This window comes from Metaclostridioides mangenotii (assembly GCF_017873185.1).
Classification (GTDB): Bacteria; Bacillota; Clostridia; order Peptostreptococcales; family Peptostreptococcaceae; genus Metaclostridioides; species Metaclostridioides mangenotii.
In genome coordinates, this window is the sequence record NZ_JAGGJX010000002.1 from 441,327 (window position 1) to 463,481 (window position 22,155).

19 protein-coding genes are annotated in these 22,155 nt (G+C 31.6%); 16 read left to right on the top strand and 3 right to left on the bottom strand.

Annotated elements, in window-relative coordinates; genetic code table 11:
• Nucleotides 1-35: 35 nt before the first annotated feature.
• The 3 genes from J2Z43_RS08160 to J2Z43_RS08170 are packed head-to-tail and all read right to left on the bottom strand — an operon-like array spanning nucleotide 36 to nucleotide 674.
• Nucleotides 36-182: a YvrJ family protein gene (locus J2Z43_RS08160; protein WP_077065772.1), complete on the bottom strand. Its 147-nt coding sequence runs from the start codon at nucleotides 180-182 to the stop codon at nucleotides 36-38.
• Between the two features lie 12 nt (nucleotides 183-194).
• Nucleotides 195-419, bottom strand: a complete 225-nt coding sequence (locus tag J2Z43_RS08165; protein ID WP_209456723.1) for a DUF2922 domain-containing protein — start codon at nucleotides 417-419, stop codon at nucleotides 195-197.
• Nucleotides 420-452: 33 nt separating this feature from the next.
• Nucleotides 453-674, bottom strand: coding sequence for a DUF1659 domain-containing protein (locus J2Z43_RS08170; RefSeq protein WP_209456724.1), 222 nt, complete (start codon nucleotides 672-674; stop codon nucleotides 453-455).
• A gap of 195 nt (nucleotides 675-869) precedes the next feature.
• Between J2Z43_RS08170 and J2Z43_RS08175 the strand changes: the two genes are divergently transcribed.
• The 16 genes from J2Z43_RS08175 (at nucleotide 870) to J2Z43_RS08250 (ending at nucleotide 22,152) form a co-directional block, all read left to right on the top strand.
• On the top strand, nucleotides 870-1,127 hold the full coding sequence (locus J2Z43_RS08175; protein ID WP_209456725.1) for a Mor transcription activator family protein: 258 nt from the start codon (nucleotides 870-872) through the stop codon (nucleotides 1,125-1,127).
• Between the two features lie 203 nt (nucleotides 1,128-1,330).
• Nucleotides 1,331-1,609: a Mor transcription activator family protein gene (locus J2Z43_RS08180; RefSeq protein ID WP_209456726.1), complete on the top strand. Its 279-nt coding sequence runs from the start codon at nucleotides 1,331-1,333 to the stop codon at nucleotides 1,607-1,609.
• Nucleotides 1,610-1,808: 199 nt separating this feature from the next.
• The gene (locus J2Z43_RS08185) at nucleotides 1,809-3,908 is read left to right on the top strand and encodes a cell wall-binding repeat-containing protein (protein WP_209456727.1); all 2,100 of its coding nucleotides are present in this window, start codon (nucleotides 1,809-1,811) and stop codon (nucleotides 3,906-3,908) included.
• Between the two features lie 302 nt (nucleotides 3,909-4,210).
• The gene (gene secA, locus J2Z43_RS08190) at nucleotides 4,211-6,562 is read left to right on the top strand and encodes a preprotein translocase subunit SecA (protein WP_209456728.1); all 2,352 of its coding nucleotides are present in this window, start codon (nucleotides 4,211-4,213) and stop codon (nucleotides 6,560-6,562) included.
• 324 nt (nucleotides 6,563-6,886) lie between these two features.
• Nucleotides 6,887-8,758 (top strand): cell wall-binding repeat-containing protein, encoded by a 1,872-nt coding sequence (locus tag J2Z43_RS08195; protein ID WP_209456729.1) that lies wholly within the window; start codon nucleotides 6,887-6,889, stop codon nucleotides 8,756-8,758.
• A 6-nt stretch (nucleotides 8,759-8,764) separates the two neighbouring features.
• Nucleotides 8,765-9,475, top strand: coding sequence for a PIG-L family deacetylase (locus J2Z43_RS08200; RefSeq protein ID WP_234926200.1), 711 nt, complete (start codon nucleotides 8,765-8,767; stop codon nucleotides 9,473-9,475).
• Between the two features lie 84 nt (nucleotides 9,476-9,559).
• On the top strand, nucleotides 9,560-10,936 hold the full coding sequence (locus J2Z43_RS08205; protein ID WP_209456730.1) for an acyltransferase family protein: 1,377 nt from the start codon (nucleotides 9,560-9,562) through the stop codon (nucleotides 10,934-10,936).
• Nucleotides 10,937-11,122: 186 nt separating this feature from the next.
• Entirely contained in the window at nucleotides 11,123-13,156 is a 2,034-nt protein-coding gene (locus J2Z43_RS08210; RefSeq protein ID WP_209456731.1) for an N-acetylmuramoyl-L-alanine amidase, read from the top strand.
• Nucleotides 13,157-13,334: 178 nt separating this feature from the next.
• Nucleotides 13,335-13,460 carry an N-acetylmuramoyl-L-alanine amidase gene (locus tag J2Z43_RS08215; RefSeq protein ID WP_209456732.1) on the top strand — a complete coding sequence of 42 codons (126 nt, stop codon included), beginning with the start codon at nucleotides 13,335-13,337 and terminating at the stop codon, nucleotides 13,458-13,460.
• 240 nt (nucleotides 13,461-13,700) lie between these two features.
• The gene (locus tag J2Z43_RS08220; protein WP_209456733.1) at nucleotides 13,701-14,387 is read left to right on the top strand and encodes a sugar transferase; all 687 of its coding nucleotides are present in this window, start codon (nucleotides 13,701-13,703) and stop codon (nucleotides 14,385-14,387) included.
• Between the two features lie 96 nt (nucleotides 14,388-14,483).
• Nucleotides 14,484-15,539, top strand: coding sequence for a cell wall-binding repeat-containing protein (locus tag J2Z43_RS08225; protein ID WP_209456734.1), 1,056 nt, complete (start codon nucleotides 14,484-14,486; stop codon nucleotides 15,537-15,539).
• Between the two features lie 86 nt (nucleotides 15,540-15,625).
• On the top strand, nucleotides 15,626-17,185 hold the full coding sequence (gene murJ / locus J2Z43_RS08230; protein ID WP_209456735.1) for a murein biosynthesis integral membrane protein MurJ: 1,560 nt from the start codon (nucleotides 15,626-15,628) through the stop codon (nucleotides 17,183-17,185).
• 17 nt (nucleotides 17,186-17,202) lie between these two features.
• On the top strand, nucleotides 17,203-18,909 hold the full coding sequence (locus J2Z43_RS08235; RefSeq protein ID WP_209456792.1) for a phospho-sugar mutase: 1,707 nt from the start codon (nucleotides 17,203-17,205) through the stop codon (nucleotides 18,907-18,909).
• Nucleotides 18,910-18,928: 19 nt separating this feature from the next.
• Entirely contained in the window at nucleotides 18,929-20,002 is a 1,074-nt protein-coding gene (locus J2Z43_RS08240; RefSeq protein ID WP_209456736.1) for a mannose-1-phosphate guanylyltransferase, read from the top strand.
• Nucleotides 20,003-20,016: 14 nt separating this feature from the next.
• Complete coding sequence (locus J2Z43_RS08245) at nucleotides 20,017-21,174, top strand: polysaccharide polymerase (protein WP_209456737.1); 1,158 nt, start codon at nucleotides 20,017-20,019, stop codon at nucleotides 21,172-21,174.
• 138 nt (nucleotides 21,175-21,312) lie between these two features.
• The gene (locus J2Z43_RS08250; protein ID WP_209456738.1) at nucleotides 21,313-22,152 is read left to right on the top strand and encodes a glycosyltransferase family 2 protein; all 840 of its coding nucleotides are present in this window, start codon (nucleotides 21,313-21,315) and stop codon (nucleotides 22,150-22,152) included.
• Nucleotides 22,153-22,155: the final 3 nt, after the last annotated feature.

The following is a 22,155-nucleotide window of genomic DNA, read 5'->3' on the forward strand; positions in this document are numbered from 1 at the left end:
CCATTGAGGATTTTCCTCAATGGCTTTATATATTTTCATTTTATTTCCAATATACTCATAGCCAACTTATCAATACTATCGCTAAGACCTACCAACTTACCCTCTATCCTAATAAGCAAGTACATACACAAAGCGATAGGAAAGCCAACATTCGTGATCAGAAATTGAATATCATCAAACATAGAATCACCTACCTAAACTAACTCATAAACAGTAGTATCAGTCTCAGTAACCTTAGCGCTAACTAAAGAAACGAAATCCTTTCCATCAACAGCAAATATATTTTTACTAAGTATCAACCCCATAGTAGACTTTATCTCTTCCTCAGTTATATCACTCTTAGGATTATCAATTGAAATTGATGCAGACTTATCAGCAGAAGTCTTAAAACTCAGAACTAACTTTCTTTTAGTTTCCATACAATACCTCCATAATATAATTTTATATTTAAACTACTTAGATAAAGTTGCATTATCTATTTTATTAACTTGTAATAATTTGAAATCCTGTAAAGACATAATAGATTCAACGATTTCGTAAATATCATCATCAAGAGCATCTAATTTAAGGTTATTAAATGATTTACTACTAACTATAGTCTTTCCTTTCTCATCAATACCACAATCCAAACTGAGTTTTATACTAGATGAATTTTTAGTTGAAACAATAGCCATAAAATTACCTCCTAATTTTATTCAAAGTATGTGCACAATTACTTTGTAACTTTATGATAGCAAGATATGTGTTTATGTAGTTAAAACACTAGTTATTAAAATATATTTTAAAAAAGTTTGTCCAATTAATTTATATTTAACTATTGGATATATAGGGCTAAAATATAATCAATAAAATAGATTGGAGGGAATTATATGTTAGTAAGATTAGATGATATACCAGAAAATTTTCATGCAATGATAGTGGTTATAGGTATAGAAAAATTTTTAGAATTATCTAAGCTTTATGGAGGTATAAATATGTACATACCTATATACAGTTGTATAATTAGAGAGGCTAGAAATAGAGAGATAATAGAAAAATACAATGGTGTTAATTCAAATCAATTGGCACTAAAGTACGGGATAAGCAGTAACAGTGTAAAAAGAATTGTGCGAAATATAAGTAAATAGGAATATGAGGGACATGTATACAAAAAAATCGGCTATAGATAATGTATAATGTAGTTATTAAAGGTGAAGTTTGAATACTAAATTAAAATCAAATGTATATCGTTAGCAACAAATGACGTAAAATACTATCAACAATTTAAGTTATTTAAAAATAATATGTAATAGAAACATATAAGAAATAATATACTTAGGAGGGGATAGATATGAACGATATTAGAGATTTAATAAAAGAATTTAGAGAAGAAGATGTGAAAACAAATATTAGAGAAATATTAAAAGTTTTGGGAATTGAGGATCTACTAAAATTAAGTAAGAAATGGGGAGGAGGGCATATATATCTACCGACACAAGAGTGTATTTTGAGAGAATCACGTGATAGGTTGATTTTAAAGGGATTTAACGGAAAAAACTATGGAGAATTAGCAAGGGAATTTCATATGTCAGAGACTAATGTTAGAAAGATCATAAAGAATAAAAAATAGCAAAGTAAGAGTGGTTAAAAAAGGAAAAACAATTAGTAAAATTTAATTATATTTCATATTTAAGGAAATAAAAATGGTAAAATCTATTGAAATACTGAAAAATTTAGTATATGATAGATATGTGAGAAATACGAGAAACAACGGTTAATTTACATAAAAAGAGATGTAATTAATATAATTGTCGGGAGGAAATAAAATTATGAGCAAAAAAAGAAATTTAGCAGTATTAATGGCTGCAGCTACAGTTGCAACTTCTGTTGCTCCAGTATTCGCAGATACTGCAAAATCATTAGATGGTGAAACAATAAGTGCTAAAGATAGCGCAAAAATGTCAGACCTAAAGAACGAAGTAGAAGGATATCTTGATACAAGATATGTAAACGATGAAGATGAGTTAAATACTCCGGGATTAGCTGGAAAAAGTGTCTATACTGTTACAGCAGATGTTACAGATATATCAAATCAAAGTGCTTTAACTGGATTAGATATAAAAGATGATGAAAATGCTAAGAAAATAGCTACTATAGCTAAGATAAGAGACTTTGAAAAAGTAGTAAATGCATTAGATACAGATGCAGATACATTTACTTTATCTGTTGTAGATAAAATTGGTCATACAAAAGTTGACGATAAAATTGTTGACTATACAGTTGAAAAATATGACACTGCTGAAATGACAGAACTTAAAACAAAAATTGATGCTATAAAAGCACTACACTTTGATGCAAAAGGAGACCTTAAGCAAAATAAGGAAGACGGAGTAGTATCAAAAGCTCTGTTTAAAACTGTAGATACTGGTGTAGAATCAGGAAAAGATTATATACTATTAACTTTAAATAATTCAGGAAATAAAACAATTAAAATAAAGAAAGATGAATTAAAAACATTAGTTACAGATGGAGCTGATTTAAAAGTTGATATAGATTTTAAAGAAGACAGTAACAAAAATAAGTTAGATGCAAACGGTAAAATAGTTACTAATCCTGATGACTTTGTTATTGAAGGATTAAAATATAGTAAATCTAATATAGATGATGATGATAAAGAAGATCCAAAAGAATTTACAATTGTTAATAAAGATGTAGCAGAAAATGTAAATGCTAATACTTTATATAACAAAGATCTTAAAATGCTTACTAAAGAGGGTAACGAAATAGCTAAGTTTATAAAAGAATATCATGAGTCAACTAAACCAGGTGGAGATGTTGGCGGTACATTAACTACTAGTGAATTAAGATTAAATGTACCTACTGAAAAAAGTGATGTAAAATCTTTATTTACTAACTTAACAATTAAAGGAACTTCTTCAGAACTTAAAGCATTAGCAAAAGTGTTCAAAGCAAATGGTGCTTCAATAGTTGACGATTTATCTGCAGTTGAAGGTTTAGATATAAATACTTTAGCTGGTTTAGACAGAGAAGCAACAGCAATAGAAATAAGTAAGCAAAATAGAAAAGATACTCCAGCTATTAAAAATGTTGTATTAGTTTCTGGATATGCAATAGCCGATGGTTTATCTGCAACTCCATTTGCAAAAGCTAATAGTGCTTCTATATTATTTGCAGGTAAAGATTCAATATCAGAAGATACTATGGATGAGATACAAGCACTTGGTGGAAAAGTATTTATAGTGGGTGGTACTTCTTCAGTATCTAAAGATGTTGAAAAACAATTAGATAATAAATTTATAAGTTTTGAAAGAATTTCAGGAAGTGACAGAATGGAGACTTCACTGAAAGTTGCTAAAAAAATGACTGCTGTTGATGGAGTATTTGTAGCAGGTGGACGTGCAGAAGCGGATGCTATGTCAGTATCAGGAATTGCAGCTAATGAAAATAGTCCTATATTATTGACTGATGAAAATGGTTTAACTGCTGATCAAGAATCATGGTTAAAGCGCCAAGAAAATGTATCAGATGCATATATAGCTGGTGGTAATAACAGTGTTCCAACTAGTGTTGAAACTCAACTTAGAAAAATAACTAGTAAAGTAAAAAGATTAGCTGGAGACGATAGACAAGGTACAAATGCTAAAGTTTTAAATGAATTCTATAAAACAAGTGCATTTACTAAAGTATATGTTGCTAAATCTGACAACAATGGATTAGTTGATGCTTTACCAGCTGGAGCAATAGCTGGTGCAAACCCTGTTGTATTAGCTACTGATGCATTAAACAGTGAGCAAATATCAGCGTTAAAATCTCTTGATAAAAAAGTTGGTACATTAGATTATGAAAAATACCAAATCGGATACGGAATAGCCGATAAAGTTTGGGATGCTATAAACGATATAGACTAGAAAATTATATATATTTAATAATAAAGATTAGGTTAATACCTAATCTTTATTTATTTTTATTGCAAAGAAATAAAAAAGGAACTAATATCGTTGTCGATATTAGTTCCTTTTTCTGTGAGAAATACCTGAAATATAAGATGTAACCACTTTATTTCAAGTAAGACGATTATACTATATTTTCCAGAAAATGTCTATTAATTAAATCCTTAAATAAGAACACGTTTTCCTTCAACCAAAAAGAAGATTTATTTATTGATTTAATGTATAATAGATACTGTAGATTTTTAACAGGAGGAATGAATATGTCAATATTAGATAAAATTGTAGATAAGTCGGATAAAATAGAAATTAAATCACTTAATCATATAGTAGATAAGATAGAAGATATTGAAGAAAAGATTCAGGCGATGACTGATGAAGAGTTAAAAGGTATGACCGCTATCTTCAAAGATAGATTAAATAAAGGTGAAACACTTGATGATATTATGGTTGAAGCTTTTGCTGTTGCTAGAGAAGCTAGTAGAAGAATTCTTGGAATGAGACAGTACAAGGTTCAACTTATTGGTGGTATAGTTCTTCACCAAGGTAAAATTGCAGAGATGAAAACAGGTGAAGGTAAAACATTAGTTGCCATAGCTCCAGTATACTTAAATGCTTTAGAAGGAAAAGGTGCACATGTAATTACAGTTAACGATTATCTTGCACAACGTGATAAAGAGCAAATGCAACCGGTTTATGAATTCTTAGGCATGTCCGTTGGCGTTATAATTCAAGATCAGGACCCATCTCTTAGAAAAGCACAATACAACTGTGATATTGTATACGGTACAAATAATGAGTTTGGTTTCGACTACTTGAGAGACAACATGGTTACTAGAAAAGATGATAAAGTTCAAAGAGAGCTTAACTTTGCAATAGTCGATGAGGTAGATTCAATACTTATAGATGAAGCTAGGACTCCACTTATAATTTCTGGACAAGGTGATGAAAGTACAGCTCTTTATCAACAAGCAAATGTACTTATCGAAACATTAAAAGAAGAAGATTACGAAATAGATAAAAAGGACAACTATGCTAACTTGACTGAAACTGGTATGAAGAAGGCTGAATCGTTCTTTGGTCTAACAAATTTAACACATATAGATAACTTAGAGATATACCATCATATCAACCAAGCTCTTAGAGCTCACAAGCTTATGGATAAAGATGTTGATTATGTAATTAAAGATGGAGAGATACTTATAGTTGACGAGTTCACAGGAAGAATCATGGATGGACGTAGATATTCTGACGGTCTTCATCAAGCTGTTGAAGCTAAAGAGAGAGTAGAGATTAAAAATGAGTCTAAGACAATGGCTACTGTTACATTCCAAAATTTCTTTAGATTGTATAAAAAGCTATCAGGAATGACAGGTACTGCCAAAACAGAAGAGACTGAATTTGAATCTACATACAATATGAACGTTATCCAAATACCTACAAACAAACCTATTCTTAGAGCAGATTTGCAGGAAAAAGTATTTAGAACAGAAAAAGCTAAATACAATGCAGTAGTTGAAGAGATAATAAAAATACATAAAACTAGACAACCTATACTAGTTGGTACGGTTTCTATAGATAAATCAGAAATGCTTTCAGAGATGTTGAAGAAAAAAGGCGTTAAACATCAAGTGCTTAATGCAAAACAACATGATAAAGAAGCTGCTATAATTGCAAAGGCAGGTAAATTAGATACGGTAACTATTGCCACTAATATGGCTGGTAGAGGGACTGATATTTCTCTAGGTGCTGGTGATAAAGAAGAAGAGGAACAAGTAAAGGCTCTTGGGGGACTTTATGTAATTGGTACAGAGAGACATGAGACTAGGAGAATAGACAATCAGTTGAGAGGTCGTTCAGGTCGTCAAGGTGACCCTGGTACATCTAGATTCTTCGTGAGTCTTGAAGATGAGGTTATCAAACTGTACGGTGGTAAGAGTATAGAGAAGATAATGTCTAGAATGAAAGGCGATGAAAATGAAGCTCTTGAAAGTAAAAATCTATCTAAAAATATTGAGAGAGCTCAAAGAGGAATAGAAGGTAAAAACTTTGAGATAAGAAAAAATGTACTTAAGTACGACAATGTTATAAATCAGCAGAGAAAGATAATCTATGGAGAGAGAGATAAAGTCCTTGATGATATAGACTTATCAGAAGAAATTCAAAAGATGGTTAGAAGCATAATTGAAGAAGCTGCTGAGAAGTACTTAACTAAAAATAGAGATTACGTTAGATATTTAAAATATCTTTACAATGCCTTTATGCCAATAAACACTATACTGATTCCAGATATGGACAGCATGAGTGTGGACGAGCTTGTAGAGTATACTTATGATATATCTAAGAAAGTTTACGATTTTAAAAAGATGGTTACTGGTATAGATAGAGTAAAAGAACTTGAGAAGAAAGTATTACTTCAGGTAGTTGATTCATATTGGGTTGAACATATAGATGCTATGGATCAGTTGAGACAGTATATAGGGCTTAGAGCTATAGGACAAAAAGATCCAGTTAAAGAATACGAGGTCGAAGGCTTCCAAATGTTTGATGAATTAAATGACAATATAAGAATAAACACTATAAAATACTTGTATAAGTTTGATGAGGTTGAATAAGTAGAAAAATAAAAAATAGTCGGCTTTAAAAGCCGACTTAAAATATAAATACAAATAAAAAAAAGAGACCGAATGATCGGTCTCTTTTTTCGTGTGAGTAATACGGAAAAAAAGAGATGTTTGAAATTTCTTTCTTCCTATTAGCTATTATACTATAAAGATTTTTAAATGTCTATTGAATAATTCACTTAAGGTTGAAAAATATTACAAATTTGTAACCTTTTTTTCTCATATAAGGTTAATAGTCCCAAAAATGTTGAAAGCTACTATAAAATGTAATATAATGAATGAATTAGAACTAATCTAATATAAGGAGGTAAGCGTATGAATAAAAAATACCTTGCAATAGTAATGGCGGGAGCAACAGTAGCTACATCAGTAGCACCAGTGTTTGCCGCAGAGGAAAAGCCAGAGTTTGACAAAGAGACAATAACAGTAAATGAATCAGAGGGTTTTATATCAGAGATTAAATCAAAGTATATAAACTTAGAATACAATGCTCCAGGAGAAACAGTTCTGCCAGTTTATGAAATTAAGGCAGATGGAGCAGTTATGAAAGATACAGAAGACCTTAAAAAGAAAATAGCAGCTATTCCAAACAATGCTCAATTGGTTGTTAGAATAACTGATAAAGGTCATGCCAAAGTAAATGGTAAGATAACTTCAAAAGCAGTTGAAGAATATGAAACTCTAGCTGATTTATCAGAAGAAGCTAAAAATATAGAGAGTTTAATTAAAGAAAATACTAATGGCCTATATGGAAAAGCAACTGTAACAGTATCTTTAGATGAAGCTAAAGAAATATTAGAAATAACTTTAGTGGATAAAACAGAAACAGGAAAGACTACAAAGACTATAACTTTAAAAGTTGGGGACAACAAAGTTAATTTAGAAGCTCAACCTTTAGATAAAGCAGGTAATAAGATAGAATTTGATGATAAATTTAAAGTTGAGAATATAGTTGAACTAGGAGATGCTGACCCAGTTAAGATACCATCGAAAATAATAAAAGAAGTAACTATCAAAAATGGAGAACTAGCAGTTTTACCAGCTTCAGATATATACGATGGATACAGACTATCAGCAAAAGGTGTTGAGATAGTAAAAGACAAAGACAAAAAAATAAGTGATATCTCAGAAAAAGACGAGAAAACAGGGAAATACAACTACGTAGTTAAATACATAGATGCAGAAGGAAACCCTATAGAATTAACTATAGAGAGTACAAACTTAACAACTCTTGAAAAATCAAGAAATGCTTTACTTAATAATGATGTTAAAGTAAACGTATTAGCAGGAGATGACAGATATTCAACAGCTATAGAGATTGCTAAAGAATCTGGACTTAAAGATAATATAGTAATAGTTAACTCAAGTAAGATAGTTGATGGACTTGCAGCAACTCCATTTGCAAAAATGAAATCTGCACCAATACTTCTAGCTTCAGATACTGAGGTGCCACAAGTTACTTTAGATTACATAAAATCAGTAATAAAATCTAATCCATCTGCTAACATATACATTGTTGGTGGAGAGTCAGCCGTTTCTAAGCAAGCTGAAAAACAACTTACAAGCATAACTAAAAATGTTGAGAGATTAGCAGGTGATGATAGACATACTACTTCACTAGAAGTTGCTAAAGTTATGGGTGAGGTATCAGAACCTACAAAAGCTTATGTTGTCGGAGCAAAAGGTGAAGCAGATGCTATGAGTATAGCTGCAAAGGCTGCTGAAGATTATTCTCCAATAATAGTTAATGGTTGGACAGGATTATCTAAGGACTCTATGACTATGCTTAAAGACAAAGAGATAGATATAATCGGTGGAACTAGTAACGTTTCTTCAGATCTTGAAAACGACCTTAAGTTAGTTGCTAAAGATAGCAAAGTGGATAGAGTTGAAGGAGAGACTAGACACGATACCAATGCTAAAGTTATAGAAAACTACTATACTGATATAAATACACTGTATGTAGCTAAAGATGGATATGGTAATGATAATATGCTTATAGATGCTCTAGCAGCAGGACCTTTAGCTGCGAATAATGGACCAATACTTCTTGCGACAGATCAAATGACTGATTCTCAAGAGAAGGCTATAAAGTCTAAAGAAAATAAACCGGGGACAGTTGTACAAATAGGTAATGGAATAAAATCAGCTGTTTACACAAAATTAGCAAGTATTTTAGGGTGGTAATAAAAAATGATGATGGATACAACTTTATTTTTTACACCTCATCAAGATGATGAAGTTCTTAGTATGGGAAATGCTATAATTGAGCACGCAAAAATTAGCGATACCCATGTTATACTTTGCTCTGATGGATCTAAGTCATCTGTTAGAAAAGTACTTAAAGAAGATGGTACATGTTCTTTCCACTTAGGATTTCATGGATACTACCTTACAGAAAAAGAGTTCTCTAGTTATAGAGATACTGAGTTCAAAGAAAGCTGTGAGGCTTTAGGTGTAAAAAAAGAAAACATCCACGCTGATAATGATAGAGCAGTAGATGGAAGTTTGACAAAAGAAAAGGCTCGAAAGATGATTTTATCTTATCTAGAAAAATATCCGAATGCAAAGGTCAAGACTGTCAGTCCTTTTGGTGATATGATGACTCAAAATGACCACAGAGCTTTGGGCGAAGCAGCATTAGAGCTGTATGAAGAAGGAAAGATAAAAGATTTAAGATTCTATATAGAGCCATATAAATATGAAGAATTTAAACAAGACAAACCAGATATAAAATCTTGGAATGTTTTAAATAATGATGAAGAGAAGTTATTCAAAGCAATAAAGGCGTATAAGAAATGGGATCCAAAAGATCGTAGATATGCGATAGGGTACCATTCAGTAAAGCCATTGTTCGATTCTCTTGAAAGCAATAAGATACAGTATATACATGCTCCAAATTAGAAAAACAAAGGCTCATTGAAAATTAATTTGTATTTTCAGTGGGCCTTTTAGACTTTATATAAATTTATTTGTGGTGGTGGTTTTATGAGTTATGCGTTAACCAATTTCGGGAGAACAAGAAAATCAGTTGATGGTAGAGATGTTCTTAAAGATCTAAACAGTCTGGATTACGAAGAAGGAAGCAGTACTGGAAGCAAGAATAAAAAGCAAGGTAGCAATTCGAATAAAGACAAGAATCAAACTAAAGATAAGTATCAAGATAATGATAAATATCAGAATAAGGATAAAGGATCAAATAAAACTAAAAAAACGGGTTATTCTAGAAAGTCTAACAAAGACTCTAAAACTAGAAAAAGAGTTAAATCAATAGATGTAATAAGGGGCTTGGCTATTGGCCTTATGATAGTGGGTAATAATCAAGCGATCTGGCAGAGGGTTTATCCACCACTTAGACATGCAGTATGGAACGGGGTTACTTTGGCGGACTTTGCATTTCCGTTCTTCGTAATATCATTAGGGGTTACTATTCCTATATCTATAGATAGCAGATTGAAGAGGAATGATTCTACACTTACGATTTCTCTAAGTATAATCAGAAGAAGCGTGATGCTTATTCTATTCGGTATATTTTTGAATTACTTAAAGAATCAGGATTTAAACACTATTAGAATATTAGGTGTGCTTCAGAGAATGGGACTAGTGTACTTTGTAACTAGCTTTGTCTATCTTTTTATGAGAAAAGCTAAAAAGAAAGATTTGTTTATAATCACGTCTATGATTGCTATATCTGCTTTTATTGTAGTTGGCTATTATTTTATAGCAAAGCCTTATGGTTTCCAAATGGAAGGATCTCTAGCTCAAAGAGTGGACATGTACTTCTTTAAAGGTCATTTGTACAAACCTGAATTTGAACCAGACGGATTTCTTACTAGTTTTGTAGCGATAGCGTCGGGTATGCTCGGATGCAGTATAGGAAGTATTGTAAATAATAAAAAGCTAGGAGAATACAAGAAATTTTTATTGATATTAGCATTTGGGATAGTTTTGCTGTTGTTATCTAAATACTTCAATAACTATTTTCCGTACAATAAGAGACTATGGTCGAGCTCTTTTGTATTGCTTACAGCTGGTAGCTATGGTGTATTTCTATCGATACTGTATTTTATTTGTGATATTTTAAATGTAAATAAGATATTTACCCCTATTATCGCTCTTGGAAGTAGTCCAATTTTTGTTTATGTTGCCACAGAAAGTTTGGCGATTTTGTTTTGGTGCAGAGTGGTGACATCGAGTACGCCGCCTTATAATTCTTTGTATTTTATTGAGGACTTTACTTATACATATATAACGCCTTGGGCAGGATCGACTTGGGATTCGTTAGTGTTTGCTATTGGCTACTTAATTATTTGGATGATAGTGATGATGTTTATGTATAAAAAGGATATAGTTATCAAAATATAGTTAATAAATACAAGTGGTAATTTATGGTAAATATGCTGAACTCGAGTAGTTTCGGGAAATATTAACAAGTATTGTAAAAATTGTTACTTTTTTTCTTAAGATATTACAAAAATGTTACAATTTGTATTTCGTTGTGCTATAATGTAAAAAGATTGAAAATTGTTGAGTAATTTAGGAGGGGGTTCTATGAGAAAATTAAACAAAATATTTGCAACCGGAATGTTATCTATGGCGTTGGTTACACCAAATATAGCTATAGTAGCTAATGCTAGTACAGTTGAGAATAACAACTCAGACTTAAACATAAATTTAGAAAAGAAAAGTGTACTTCTAGGAACGAAGTCAAATGCTAGTGTTAAATTTAAAGAAAAGCCAAATGCAGACAGCATAACGCTTAATTTCTTGTGTTATGATATGGAGCTTGAAGCAACTCTAAACTACAATGAGTCGACTGGTGAATATGAGGGCGTGATCGAATACAATAAAGATCCAGAGTACTTAAATGTTTGGGAACTACAAAGCATAAAAATAAACAACCCAGAGAAATCTGAGGTTTTAAATAAAAAAGATCTTCAAAATATGGGTCTAAAACTTAGCGACTACGATGTCACTCAAGAGTTTATAATAAGTGATGCAAATTCACCAAAAGCCCTTCGTTCATATACGCAAAAAACATCAGCACCGATAACTCAATTATCTGGTGTAGATAGATACGAAACAGCTTCTGCTATAAGTAAAGAAACTTATCCAAATGGAGCTAAGACAGTAATAATAGTAAATGGAGAGCTTAGTGCAGACGGGATAGCAGCGACTCCATTGGCTACAGCTAATGATGCTCCAATACTTCTAACATACAAAAACGGTTTACCAAGCACCACTAAAACAGAGATTAAGAGATTAAATCCTAGTAAAGTAATAATAATCGGTGATGAGGGTTCTGTTTCTGCTAAGGCACTTTCAGATATAAAATCTACGGTAAATGTTACGAGCACACGTTTAGGTGGAAAAGATAGAATGGCAACATCATTATTGATTGCAAAAGAGTTAGACAAAACTGTTGACGTAAAAAAAGCGTACATAGCTAATGGATACCAAGAGTATGATGCTTTAAATATAGCTTCAAAATCAGGACAAGATAAACAGCCTATTATACTTACAAATAAAGAAGCAATACCAGCTGAAACTTTAACTTGGTTAAGGGGTGAAGCTTTAGAGACAGCTTACTTTATAGGTGGAGAGGCTAGTATAGATACAAATGTTATCCATCAAATGTCATCTATAACTCCATCATACCCTACAAATTCTGACCAAAATATATACAAGCACAGAGTTTCAGGTAGTGATAGACATGAGACTAATGCAAAAGTTATAAGTTATTTTTATCCACAAGAGGAGTACAATTCAATGCTAGTTGCAAAATCAGATGTAATAGTTGATGCTCTCGCAGCTGGACCACTAGCAGCGAAGTTAAATTCTCCTATACTTATAACTCCAAAAACTTATATTTCTGCTTACCATACAAATAACTTAAACGCTAAAAAAGCAAACAAAGTTTACCAAATAGGTGGAGGAATGAGAGATAGTGTTATCCAATCGATAGCTACAAGTCTTTCTAAACATACTACTAATCCAGACCCTGGTACAGGTAGCAAGACAGTAGTAATAGATCCAGGACACGGTGGAAGTGATTCAGGGGCAGTAAGTAATCAAAATGGTGTAGCTAAAGAAAAAGAATACACTCTTAACACAGCTTTAGCAACTACAGAGTACTTGAGAAGTCAAGGTATAAATGTTGTAATGACTAGAGACACTGATAAAACAATGGCTCTAGGTGAAAGAACAGCTATATCTAATCAAGTTAAACCAGACTTGTTTACAAGTATTCACTACAACTCTTTCAATGCATCAGCAAGTGGAGTTGAGGTATTCTACCAACTTAAAGATAAAAACGGCGGTCCTACAAAAACTGCTGCTACAAATATACTAAACAGTATTTTAGCTGAGTTTGATTATTTAAACAGAGGAATAAAAACTAGAGCTTTAAGCAATAGCCCTAATACAGATTACCTGTATGTTCTTAGAAACAATAACTATCCATCAATATTAGTTGAATGTGCTTTTATAGATAGTGCTAAAGATATGGGTCAATTAAAAACTAAGGAACAAGTTAAAAAAATGGGTACTCAAGTAGGTAAAGGAATCGTTAAGACATTAAATTAATGAGTGCGTAATTGCAAAATCATTATTAATATATATCTTGCTATAAGTATAAATAGGAGGAGGGTAACATCTTTTACAAAAGATGTTACTTTTCTCCTAATTTATTATAGAAATACAATATAATTTATTATATTGTATTTCTATAATAAATTATAATTTGGAAACTTAGGAGGAAGATATGAGTAGAATAATAGAATGTGCTTTTATAGACAATTATAATGATATGTCAAAACTTAATACTAGCGCTAAAGTAAAACAAATGGGAACTCAAGTAGGTAAAGGGATAGTTAATACTTTAAAATAAGAAAAAAATTTAGTATATTTTTGTTAAGTTATGTAAAAAAAAACGCCGAAAAAGTTAAAAAAATAAAGTGAAAATATGTCGTTTTAGGCTTGAACGTGATGAATTGCCTATAACGACGTATTTTTTTAAAGAAAAAATTTATTTACAATGCTGTTTCTTATATTGATTAAGTGTAGAAATTTGAGTATAATGTATGAATAAGTTAAATGTAAAAACAATATTCCAATGATGGAGGTAGCGATGTCTGGATATACTAATGAAGATTATGAAATAGCTGAATTACAGAACTATCCAGGAGCAGATAAAGAGATTGCAAGTGAGATTGACTACAGTATGGTTAGGGGATCGATTCTTTTTGATGTGTATCAAAGAATACTAGATGTGGTCTTATCTTTATTAGGACTTGTAATAGGTATACCTATAATAGCGATATTTGGAATTCTTATTAAGATAGATGACAAAGGACCAATTACTTATAAACAAGAGAGACTAGGAAAATGCGGCAAAAGCTTCTATATATATAAATTAAGATCTATGAGGTTAGATGCGGAAAAATATGGTGCTCAGTGGGCAGAGAAAGATGATCCTAGAATTACAAAGGTTGGAAAATTTATTAGAAAAACTAGAATTGATGAGATTCCACAGCTATTTAACATACTAAAGGGAGATATGGGTCTTATAGGGCCGAGACCGGAAAGACCAAACTTTACTGCTCAGTTCAATGAAGAAATACCTGGATTTATCAATAGGCTTGCAATTAAACCAGGACTTACAGGATGGGCTCAAGTAAATGGCGGGTACGAAGTTACTCCTGAAGAAAAACTTATAGAGGATATCTACTATATAAAAAATAGGAGTGTACTGCTTGATTTAAAAATACTCCTTAGAACTGTTAAAGTAATTTTTACAGGAGACGGAGCTAGATAATTTTAAATATTAGATTACAATCAGTGATTGAGCTCTTTTAAAAAGAGCTTTTTTATTGCTAAAAATGAGACTAATTAGAAAAGGATTTGAGAATTTATGATAAAAAAACTTTCTGCTACATTATCTATAGCTTTATCGATTTTTATATTTACGGGAACGTGTATCAATGCATATGATGCAGCTAAAAAAGAAGTGATAGATGGAAAAGTGCAAGATATATCTGCTGATCTAAATAAGAAAGTATTTAAAAAATCTAAAGAGGTTATTCTTGTAAATGAGAGATCTATAGTAGACAGTATCGGTGCGACTCCTCTAGCATATGCTAAAGATGCTCCGATAGTTGTAACTAAAAATGGTAATATTGGGCGTGTAACTAGAAGCTATATAAAGCAACTTGGAGCAGAGAACATTACTATTATTGGTGGTTTAAATGCTGTATCTAGGGATGCTGAAAAAAGCTTGGAAAAGATGGGAATGAATGTTGAGAGAATTAGAGGAAAAGATAGATATGATACTTCTCTTAAAATGGCTAGAGAAATATATAGAACTAAAGATTTCGATAAGGCTTTTATAGTTAGTTCTAGTACAGGGCTAGAAAATGCACTATCTATATATTCTTATGCAGCTAAAAACCATTATCCTATAATCTGGGCGGATGACAAAAACTTTGATAATGTAATGGATTTTTTAGAGGGTAAAAAACTCAAAGAGATATATGCAGTAGGTGAATCTGAAAAGTTTACTGCTGATCTAGAAAATAGATTTAAAAATCTTGATATACTTGGAGAGATAAATAAGTCTGATACTAATGTTGACTTAATCAATAGATTTTATAAAGAGGAAGATATTAAAAAGGTGTATACTGCTAACTTAGAGTTTGGTAGTCGTGCAGATGTAAACGAATACATATCTCTTGGTGTGGTAGCTGCAAAGGAGAATACGCCTATTCTTATTTGCAATGAAAACTTTAGTTATGTACAAGAGAAATTTTTAAAAGACAATAAAGTTGATGAAATAATCCAAGTTGGTGAAGAGGTAGGTCCTTATAGTATTTTAAACGTATTTATAAGCAGAACTTTTATTTCTTCGGCAATACTAACGTTATTATTATTAATAGTTACATTTAGAGGTATTAAGTATGAAACAAAATAGAGTTGAGGGACCCTTTAAGCTTTCAAGACATTTAGTTGACAGTTTGAAGTGTTATTGAGAGTTTAACTTAGATAAGGAGAAATAAGATGTCAAAAACAGCTAAGGCAGCAGCGTGGATTATGATTGCTACGATGCTTTCTAAAGTATTAGGTTTTTTTAGAGAGCAAATATTTGCAAACTTTTATGGTACTGGAGCATATGCCGATGTATTTGTACTTACATTAAATATACCGGGATTAATAATTGCCATAATTGGGTCTGCAGTTGCTACAACATATATACCATTGTACGTTGAAACTAGAGAGAAACACGGTCAAGAAAGAGCTTTGAAGTTTACAAACAACGTGCTAAACCTATGCTATGTTTTAGCTATTATAATAGCTATACTAGGACTTGTATTTACAGAGCAGTTTGTAACAGTGTTTGCTGCAGGGTTTGCAGGAAATCCAGAAAAGTTCCAAGCGGCAGTGACTTTCACAAAAATTATGATATCAGGAGTACTTTTCATAAGTGGAAGTAAGGTAATCGGATCGTATTTACAAGTAAATGATAGTTTTACCGTTCCGAGTTTGATAGGTTTACCTTACAATATTATACTAATCTCAGCTATAATAATAAGTGGTGTTACTCAAAAGATATACATTTTGCCTATAGGAGCTCTTATTGCGATGGCGAGTCAGCTGATTTTTCAAATTCCATTTGCTAAGAAAAAGTCCTACAAGTATCAGGCATATATAAATGTAAAAGATGAATCGATTAAAAAACTTGGTATTTTAGTAATGCCTATGTTACTCGGTGTTTCTATTGGACAGATAAATACTTACGTCGATAGACTTCTTGCCACAACTTTAAGCGATGGTAGACTAGCAGCTTTAAACTATGCAAGTAAATTAAATGACTTTGTTTTAGCGCTATTTGTTACTTCGATTATAACTGTTATTTATCCAAAACTGGCTAAACTAACTAATGATGATAACCAAGAAGGATTTATAAGTACTATAGTGAAGTCTTCTAACTGTGTTATTTTAGTGGTGTTGCCGATATCTGTTGGATTTATTATTTTGGCAGAGCCAATAGTTAGAATATTATTTGAAAGAGGTAAGTTTGATGCTACATCAACTGAGCTTACTACTATAGCTCTACAATTGTTCTCGTTGGGGCTTTTAGCTTGTGGTATTAGGGATGTGCTCTACAGAGTATTTTATTCTATGACCGATACAAAGACTCCGATGATCAATAGCAGTATTGCACTTACTATAAATATAGTACTAAACCTAATATTGATTAAACCTTTAGGACATGCTGGACTAGCACTTTCTACTAGTATTTCATCAATAATTACAGCGAGCCTTTTATTCTTTTCTTTAAGGAGAAAGAAAGGTCACTTTGGTGGAATGAAGATAGTAAAGACTGGACTAAAGAGTCTTGTAGCTTCAGCTGTTATGGGGGTAGTAGCTTGGTTTATATACAAAGAACTGGGTGTAATTCTCGGTGGAGGATTAGTAAATGAGATATTATCTGTTTCTGCAGCTGCAATAAGTGGAGCAATATTATACTTGATAATGATTACACTTATGAAAGTTGAAGAAGTTGACTTAGTTTTTGATATGGTTAAAAAAGGTAAAGACAAGCTGATTAAAAGATAATTTGAAAGGATGATATGATGAACTACAGAGCTAAATATGAGGAGTGGATCAATTCTCCTTTTATCGATATAGATACTAAAGAAGAGTTAGTTGCTATTAAAAGCGACGATAAAGAAATTGAAGATAGATTTTATAAAGACCTTGAGTTTGGAACAGGAGGTCTAAGAGGTGTAGTAGGTGCAGGTACTAACAGAATGAATATATACACTGTTAGACGTGCCACTCTTGGCGTGCTTAACTATATCCTCAAGACTGCAGGTGACAGAGGAAAAGAGATGGGAGTTGTGATTGCTCACGACTGTAGATTTATGTCAAAGGAGTTTTCTATTGAGGTTGCTACTACTTTAGCAGCCTACGGAGTAAAGGCGTATTTATTTGACGATTTAAGATCTACACCACAGCTATCTTTTTCTGTAAGAGAGTTAAACTGCATTATGGGAATAGTTATAACAGCTAGTCACAACCCAAAAGAGTACAATGGATACAAAGTGTACGATAGTAATGGGGGACAAGTTTGTCTTGATGTAGCAAATGAAATAATATCAGAAGTTGATAAAATAAAAGACTACAGTGAAATTCGCACTGTAGATTTTCGTGCTTCATTAGAAAATGGGTCAATAATAGTACTTAAAGAGAATATTGATAAAGCTTTTTTAGATGCAGTTAAAAAACAAGTTTTAAGACAAGATATAATAGACAAATACAGTGAAAATCTGAAAGTTATATATACACCGATTCACGGTACAGGAAACATTCCGGTAAGAGAGATACTTAAAGAGGTTGGATTTAAAAATGTTTCTGTTGTAAAAGAGCAAGAGCTTCCAGACCCAAGTTTTTCTACAGTAAAATATCCAAACCCAGAGGAAAGATCTGCATTTGATATAGCTATAGATATGGCTAAAAGAGATGGAGCTGATTTAATTATTGGAACAGATCCCGACTGTGATAGAGTTGGTGTTGTAGTAAAGGATTTGAGCGGAGAGTATATTGTATTAAATGGAAATCAAACAGGATCGCTTCTAGTTAGGTATATAATAGAAGGGCTAGTAGAAGAAAACAAACTTCCTACAAATAATCCTACAATAATAAAAACTATCGTAACTTCAGAATTAGGTGCTAAGATAGCAAATAGCTATGGGGTTGACTGTTTAAATACTCTTACAGGATTTAAATTTATAGGTGAAAAAATAAATGAATTTGAAGCAGATAGAAATAGAACATTTATAATGGGATATGAAGAGAGCTATGGATATCTTATTGGAACACATGCAAGGGATAAAGATGCAGTAGTTGCATCTATGATGATATGTGAAATGACTGCCTATTATTTATCTAAAGGCATGAGTTTGTACGATGCTTTAATTGATACATACAATAAATTCGGTTACTATAAAGAAGATCTAAAATCTTTTACACTTAAAGGTATCGAGGGTGTTGAAAAGATAAAAGAAATTATGGAGTACTTTAGAAATTCAAATATAGAAACTTTATCAAATATAAAAGTGGAAAAATCAAATGACTACAACAAAGGAATTGACGACCTTCCTAAATCTAATGTGTTAAAATACATATTAGAAGATGGATCTTGGGTAGCAATTAGACCTTCTGGGACCGAGCCAAAGATCAAGTTCTATTTTGGAGTAAACTCAGAAAGTGAAACAAAGACAGACGACAAGCTAAATAAATTAGTTGAAGATGTGCTTAATATAGTGAATGCTATATAGTGATGAGGAGAGAATGTAGATGAAGATATACAATGTCATAATGGCTGGTGGTGGCGGAACTAGATTTTGGCCACTTAGTAGACAAGAAGTACCTAAACAACTTATCAATTTAAGTGGACAAGATGCCCTTATCAATGAAACTATTAATAGAATAGAGACTTTAGCGCCAAAGAAGAATTTATTTATAGTTACTAATGATAGACAAGTGGGTGCTTTAAAAGATATAGTTAAAAACAAATGTGTGTATGATAATATTTTACTTGAGCCTTCAGCTAGAAACACTGCAGCAGCAGTTGGTTTTGCAGCATTTAATATAATGAAGAAATACGGCGATGGTGTTATGTGTGTTTATCCCGCAGATCACTATATTAAGGATGAGGAAGAATTCAATAGAATACTTATTAAAGCTATAAATGTAGCTGAAAATAACGATAAATTAGTTACAATAGGAATAAAACCTACTTTTCCATCAACTGGATACGGATATATAAACTTCAATAGAGAAATTAAAATCGGGGATGGAGCTTTTGAAGTATGTGAATTTGTAGAAAAGCCAAATTTTGAGAAAGCTAAAGAATATGTTGATTCAAAAAAATACGTTTGGAATAGCGGCATGTTCGTATGGAGAGTATCTAAAATACTTGAAGATTTCAAAAGATACCTTCCGAAAGTTTACGAAAAGCTTGAAGAGATATCTCAGTATATAGGAACAGAAGAAGAATCAAAAAAAATTAAAGAAATTTATCCTACAATACCATCAATTTCTATAGATTATGGTATTATGGAAAGAAGCAATGATGTTGCAGTGGTTCCTGGAGATTTTGGATGGAGTGATGTTGGTTCTTGGGATTCACTTGGGGCAATATACCCTACTGATGAAGAAGGCAATATCAAAAGAGGAGATAACATCACTATAAATACTTGCAATTCTATAATTTATTCTGATGATAAGCTTATAACCACAATCGGGATAAACGATTTAATAGTAGTTTCTACAAATGATGCAGTTATGGTTTGTAGAAAAGATAAAGCTCAAGATGTCAAAGAGATTGTAAATCAATTAAAAGAAAATAATAGACATGAATATATGTAAGAGGAGAGATTTTAGTGAGAGCAAACAGTTTACAAAATAATCAAAACTTAATAATAAATAAGGGGCTTTATACTTTAACTCTATTCATAATACTTTTAAGAAAGTATATGATTACAATTCTTAAGGCAGATTCAGCTGCTTTAAAAATTGTACCAATTCTATTTTATGGATCGATAATTCTGTTATTTATTCAGTTTATTATAAGAAAAGACCATAATAAGACAGAAGTGATATTATTTTTAATATCATGCGCTTTATATGTGTTTACAAGAGAAGGTTCGATTCTAGTTCTAATACTTTTAGCTATTAGCATTAGAGATATAGAAGATAAATACGTTGTTAAGAGTTATTTCCTTATAAGTTTAGCATTTATAATAGTATGTATGACGATGTCAAACTTCTTGCCTTTTGTAACTCAAGTTGAAGAGTCTCACTATAGACTTGTTCGAGGAGCTTATGTAATAAGAGAGACTTTTGGATTTGGTAATCCAAATTCAGTATTCTTATTTTCGCTACCTATATATGCAGCATACATCTTCTTGAGATTTGATAACTATAATAAATATGATAGAATATTACTTATAGTTATGACTGTATATATATATTTACAGACAATGAGTAGAACAGGAGCACTTACAATTATTGGTGCGCTGATATTTGTAGATATACTTAGAGCAGTAGATTTGAAAAAGTATCCGATCATTTCGTTTGGAATAAAGATACTTCCAGTACTGTTTTTACTTTTATCTATAGTTGTTGGAACTGTTCTATCAAATTTTACTATATTTAATAAAATTCTAGCTTCTAGACCACTTCATTGGCACGCTTACTTAGTTGAATTTGGTTCGATGTTTACACTATTTGGTAACAAGTACGATGAAATGGTTACAGTAGCACATCCATTGGATAGTTCATATATATATATACTTGCCTTATTAGGTATAGTTACATTAGTATTTTTCTTATTCCTGATTTACAGAGGTTTAAGTATATTTATAGAAAATGGTCAGAAGAAATACATAGCAGTAGTTATGATTTTCTTAATATACGCTTTTGCGGAGAATATACTTCTTGAAGTTGGTTACAACTTTACGATAATACTTCTTATTAAATATGTAATAAATAATGATAACGGAAAATTTACATTTAAAGAAATGTTAAAAAGACGATAGTTAGGTTGCTATAAAATTGATCGATTTATTGGGTTCGCATTATGCCAATTCATGGTACGAAGTATAATGTAGTTGCACCCAATAAATCGATCAATTTTGTTGGAACAATCTATTTTGGATATTGTAGAGGAGGAAAAAATGTTTATATCATTAATAATGCCTACTTTAAATAGGTTTGATGAAATAGATCTGCTTATGAAGAGCTTGGTTAGCCAGACTTATAAAAATTTTGAACTTATAGTAGTAGATCAAAATGAATGTGATAGAGTAAAAGCTATTTTAGAAAATTATGCAGATAAAATAGATGTAAAATATATAAAAAGCGATAAAAAAGGCCTTAGCTATAATAGAAACGTCGGTATCGAAAATGCAGCTGGACAAATTATAGCTTTTCCTGATGATGACTGTGAATATGAAAGCAATATACTTGAAACAGTTGTAAGTTTTTTTGAAAAAAATAAAGAATATAAAATTTTTAGTTGCAAGACTATGGATAGAAATAAAATTGATTCATTTAAGAAGATGGAAGATGGAGTATGTCATATAACTAGTACAAATGTGCTAGATACTATTACGTCTATAACTTTTTTTGTGAATTTCGAAGATAAGAACTACACGCTATTCGATGAAAAATTAGGTGTAGGTGGAGAATTTGGATCAGGAGAAGAGATCGATTACATACTTGATCTACTTAATAGAGGATTTAGAGGAAGATACTTTGGAGATAATATAGTTTACCATCCAGCTAAAAAGCACTCTAAGTCTAAAGAGAAGTATAATAGAGATTACAATTACGGAAGAGGTTTTGGCGCTCTTTGTAAAAAGGAAATTGTTTATAGAAAAAATAGTAAATTTATTAAAGTTATGCTGTCTAAGCTTACTAGAAATATAGGCGGTCTTATTCTTAGTTCGAATAGAGATTACCACAGTGCAACTATTAAAGGTAGAATAAGTGGATTTAGACAATATAAGTTATAATGA

Coding starts and splice junctions, on each gene's coding strand:
- J2Z43_RS08160 (WP_077065772.1), bottom strand. CDS start 182: ATGTTTGATGATATTCAATTTCTGATCACGAATGTTGGCTTTCCTATC.
- J2Z43_RS08165 (WP_209456723.1), bottom strand. CDS start 419: ATGGAAACTAAAAGAAAGTTAGTTCTGAGTTTTAAGACTTCTGCTGAT.
- J2Z43_RS08170 (WP_209456724.1), bottom strand. CDS start 674: ATGGCTATTGTTTCAACTAAAAATTCATCTAGTATAAAACTCAGTTTG.
- J2Z43_RS08175 (WP_209456725.1), top strand. CDS start 870: ATGTTAGTAAGATTAGATGATATACCAGAAAATTTTCATGCAATGATA.
- J2Z43_RS08180 (WP_209456726.1), top strand. CDS start 1,331: ATGAACGATATTAGAGATTTAATAAAAGAATTTAGAGAAGAAGATGTG.
- J2Z43_RS08185 (WP_209456727.1), top strand. CDS start 1,809: ATGAGCAAAAAAAGAAATTTAGCAGTATTAATGGCTGCAGCTACAGTT.
- secA (WP_209456728.1), top strand. CDS start 4,211: ATGTCAATATTAGATAAAATTGTAGATAAGTCGGATAAAATAGAAATT.
- J2Z43_RS08195 (WP_209456729.1), top strand. CDS start 6,887: ATGAATAAAAAATACCTTGCAATAGTAATGGCGGGAGCAACAGTAGCT.
- J2Z43_RS08200 (WP_234926200.1), top strand. CDS start 8,765: ATGATGATGGATACAACTTTATTTTTTACACCTCATCAAGATGATGAA.
- J2Z43_RS08205 (WP_209456730.1), top strand. CDS start 9,560: ATGAGTTATGCGTTAACCAATTTCGGGAGAACAAGAAAATCAGTTGAT.
- J2Z43_RS08210 (WP_209456731.1), top strand. CDS start 11,123: ATGAGAAAATTAAACAAAATATTTGCAACCGGAATGTTATCTATGGCG.
- J2Z43_RS08215 (WP_209456732.1), top strand. CDS start 13,335: ATGAGTAGAATAATAGAATGTGCTTTTATAGACAATTATAATGATATG.
- J2Z43_RS08220 (WP_209456733.1), top strand. CDS start 13,701: ATGTCTGGATATACTAATGAAGATTATGAAATAGCTGAATTACAGAAC.
- J2Z43_RS08225 (WP_209456734.1), top strand. CDS start 14,484: ATGATAAAAAAACTTTCTGCTACATTATCTATAGCTTTATCGATTTTT.
- murJ (WP_209456735.1), top strand. CDS start 15,626: ATGTCAAAAACAGCTAAGGCAGCAGCGTGGATTATGATTGCTACGATG.
- J2Z43_RS08235 (WP_209456792.1), top strand. CDS start 17,203: ATGAACTACAGAGCTAAATATGAGGAGTGGATCAATTCTCCTTTTATC.
- J2Z43_RS08240 (WP_209456736.1), top strand. CDS start 18,929: ATGAAGATATACAATGTCATAATGGCTGGTGGTGGCGGAACTAGATTT.
- J2Z43_RS08250 (WP_209456738.1), top strand. CDS start 21,313: ATGTTTATATCATTAATAATGCCTACTTTAAATAGGTTTGATGAAATA.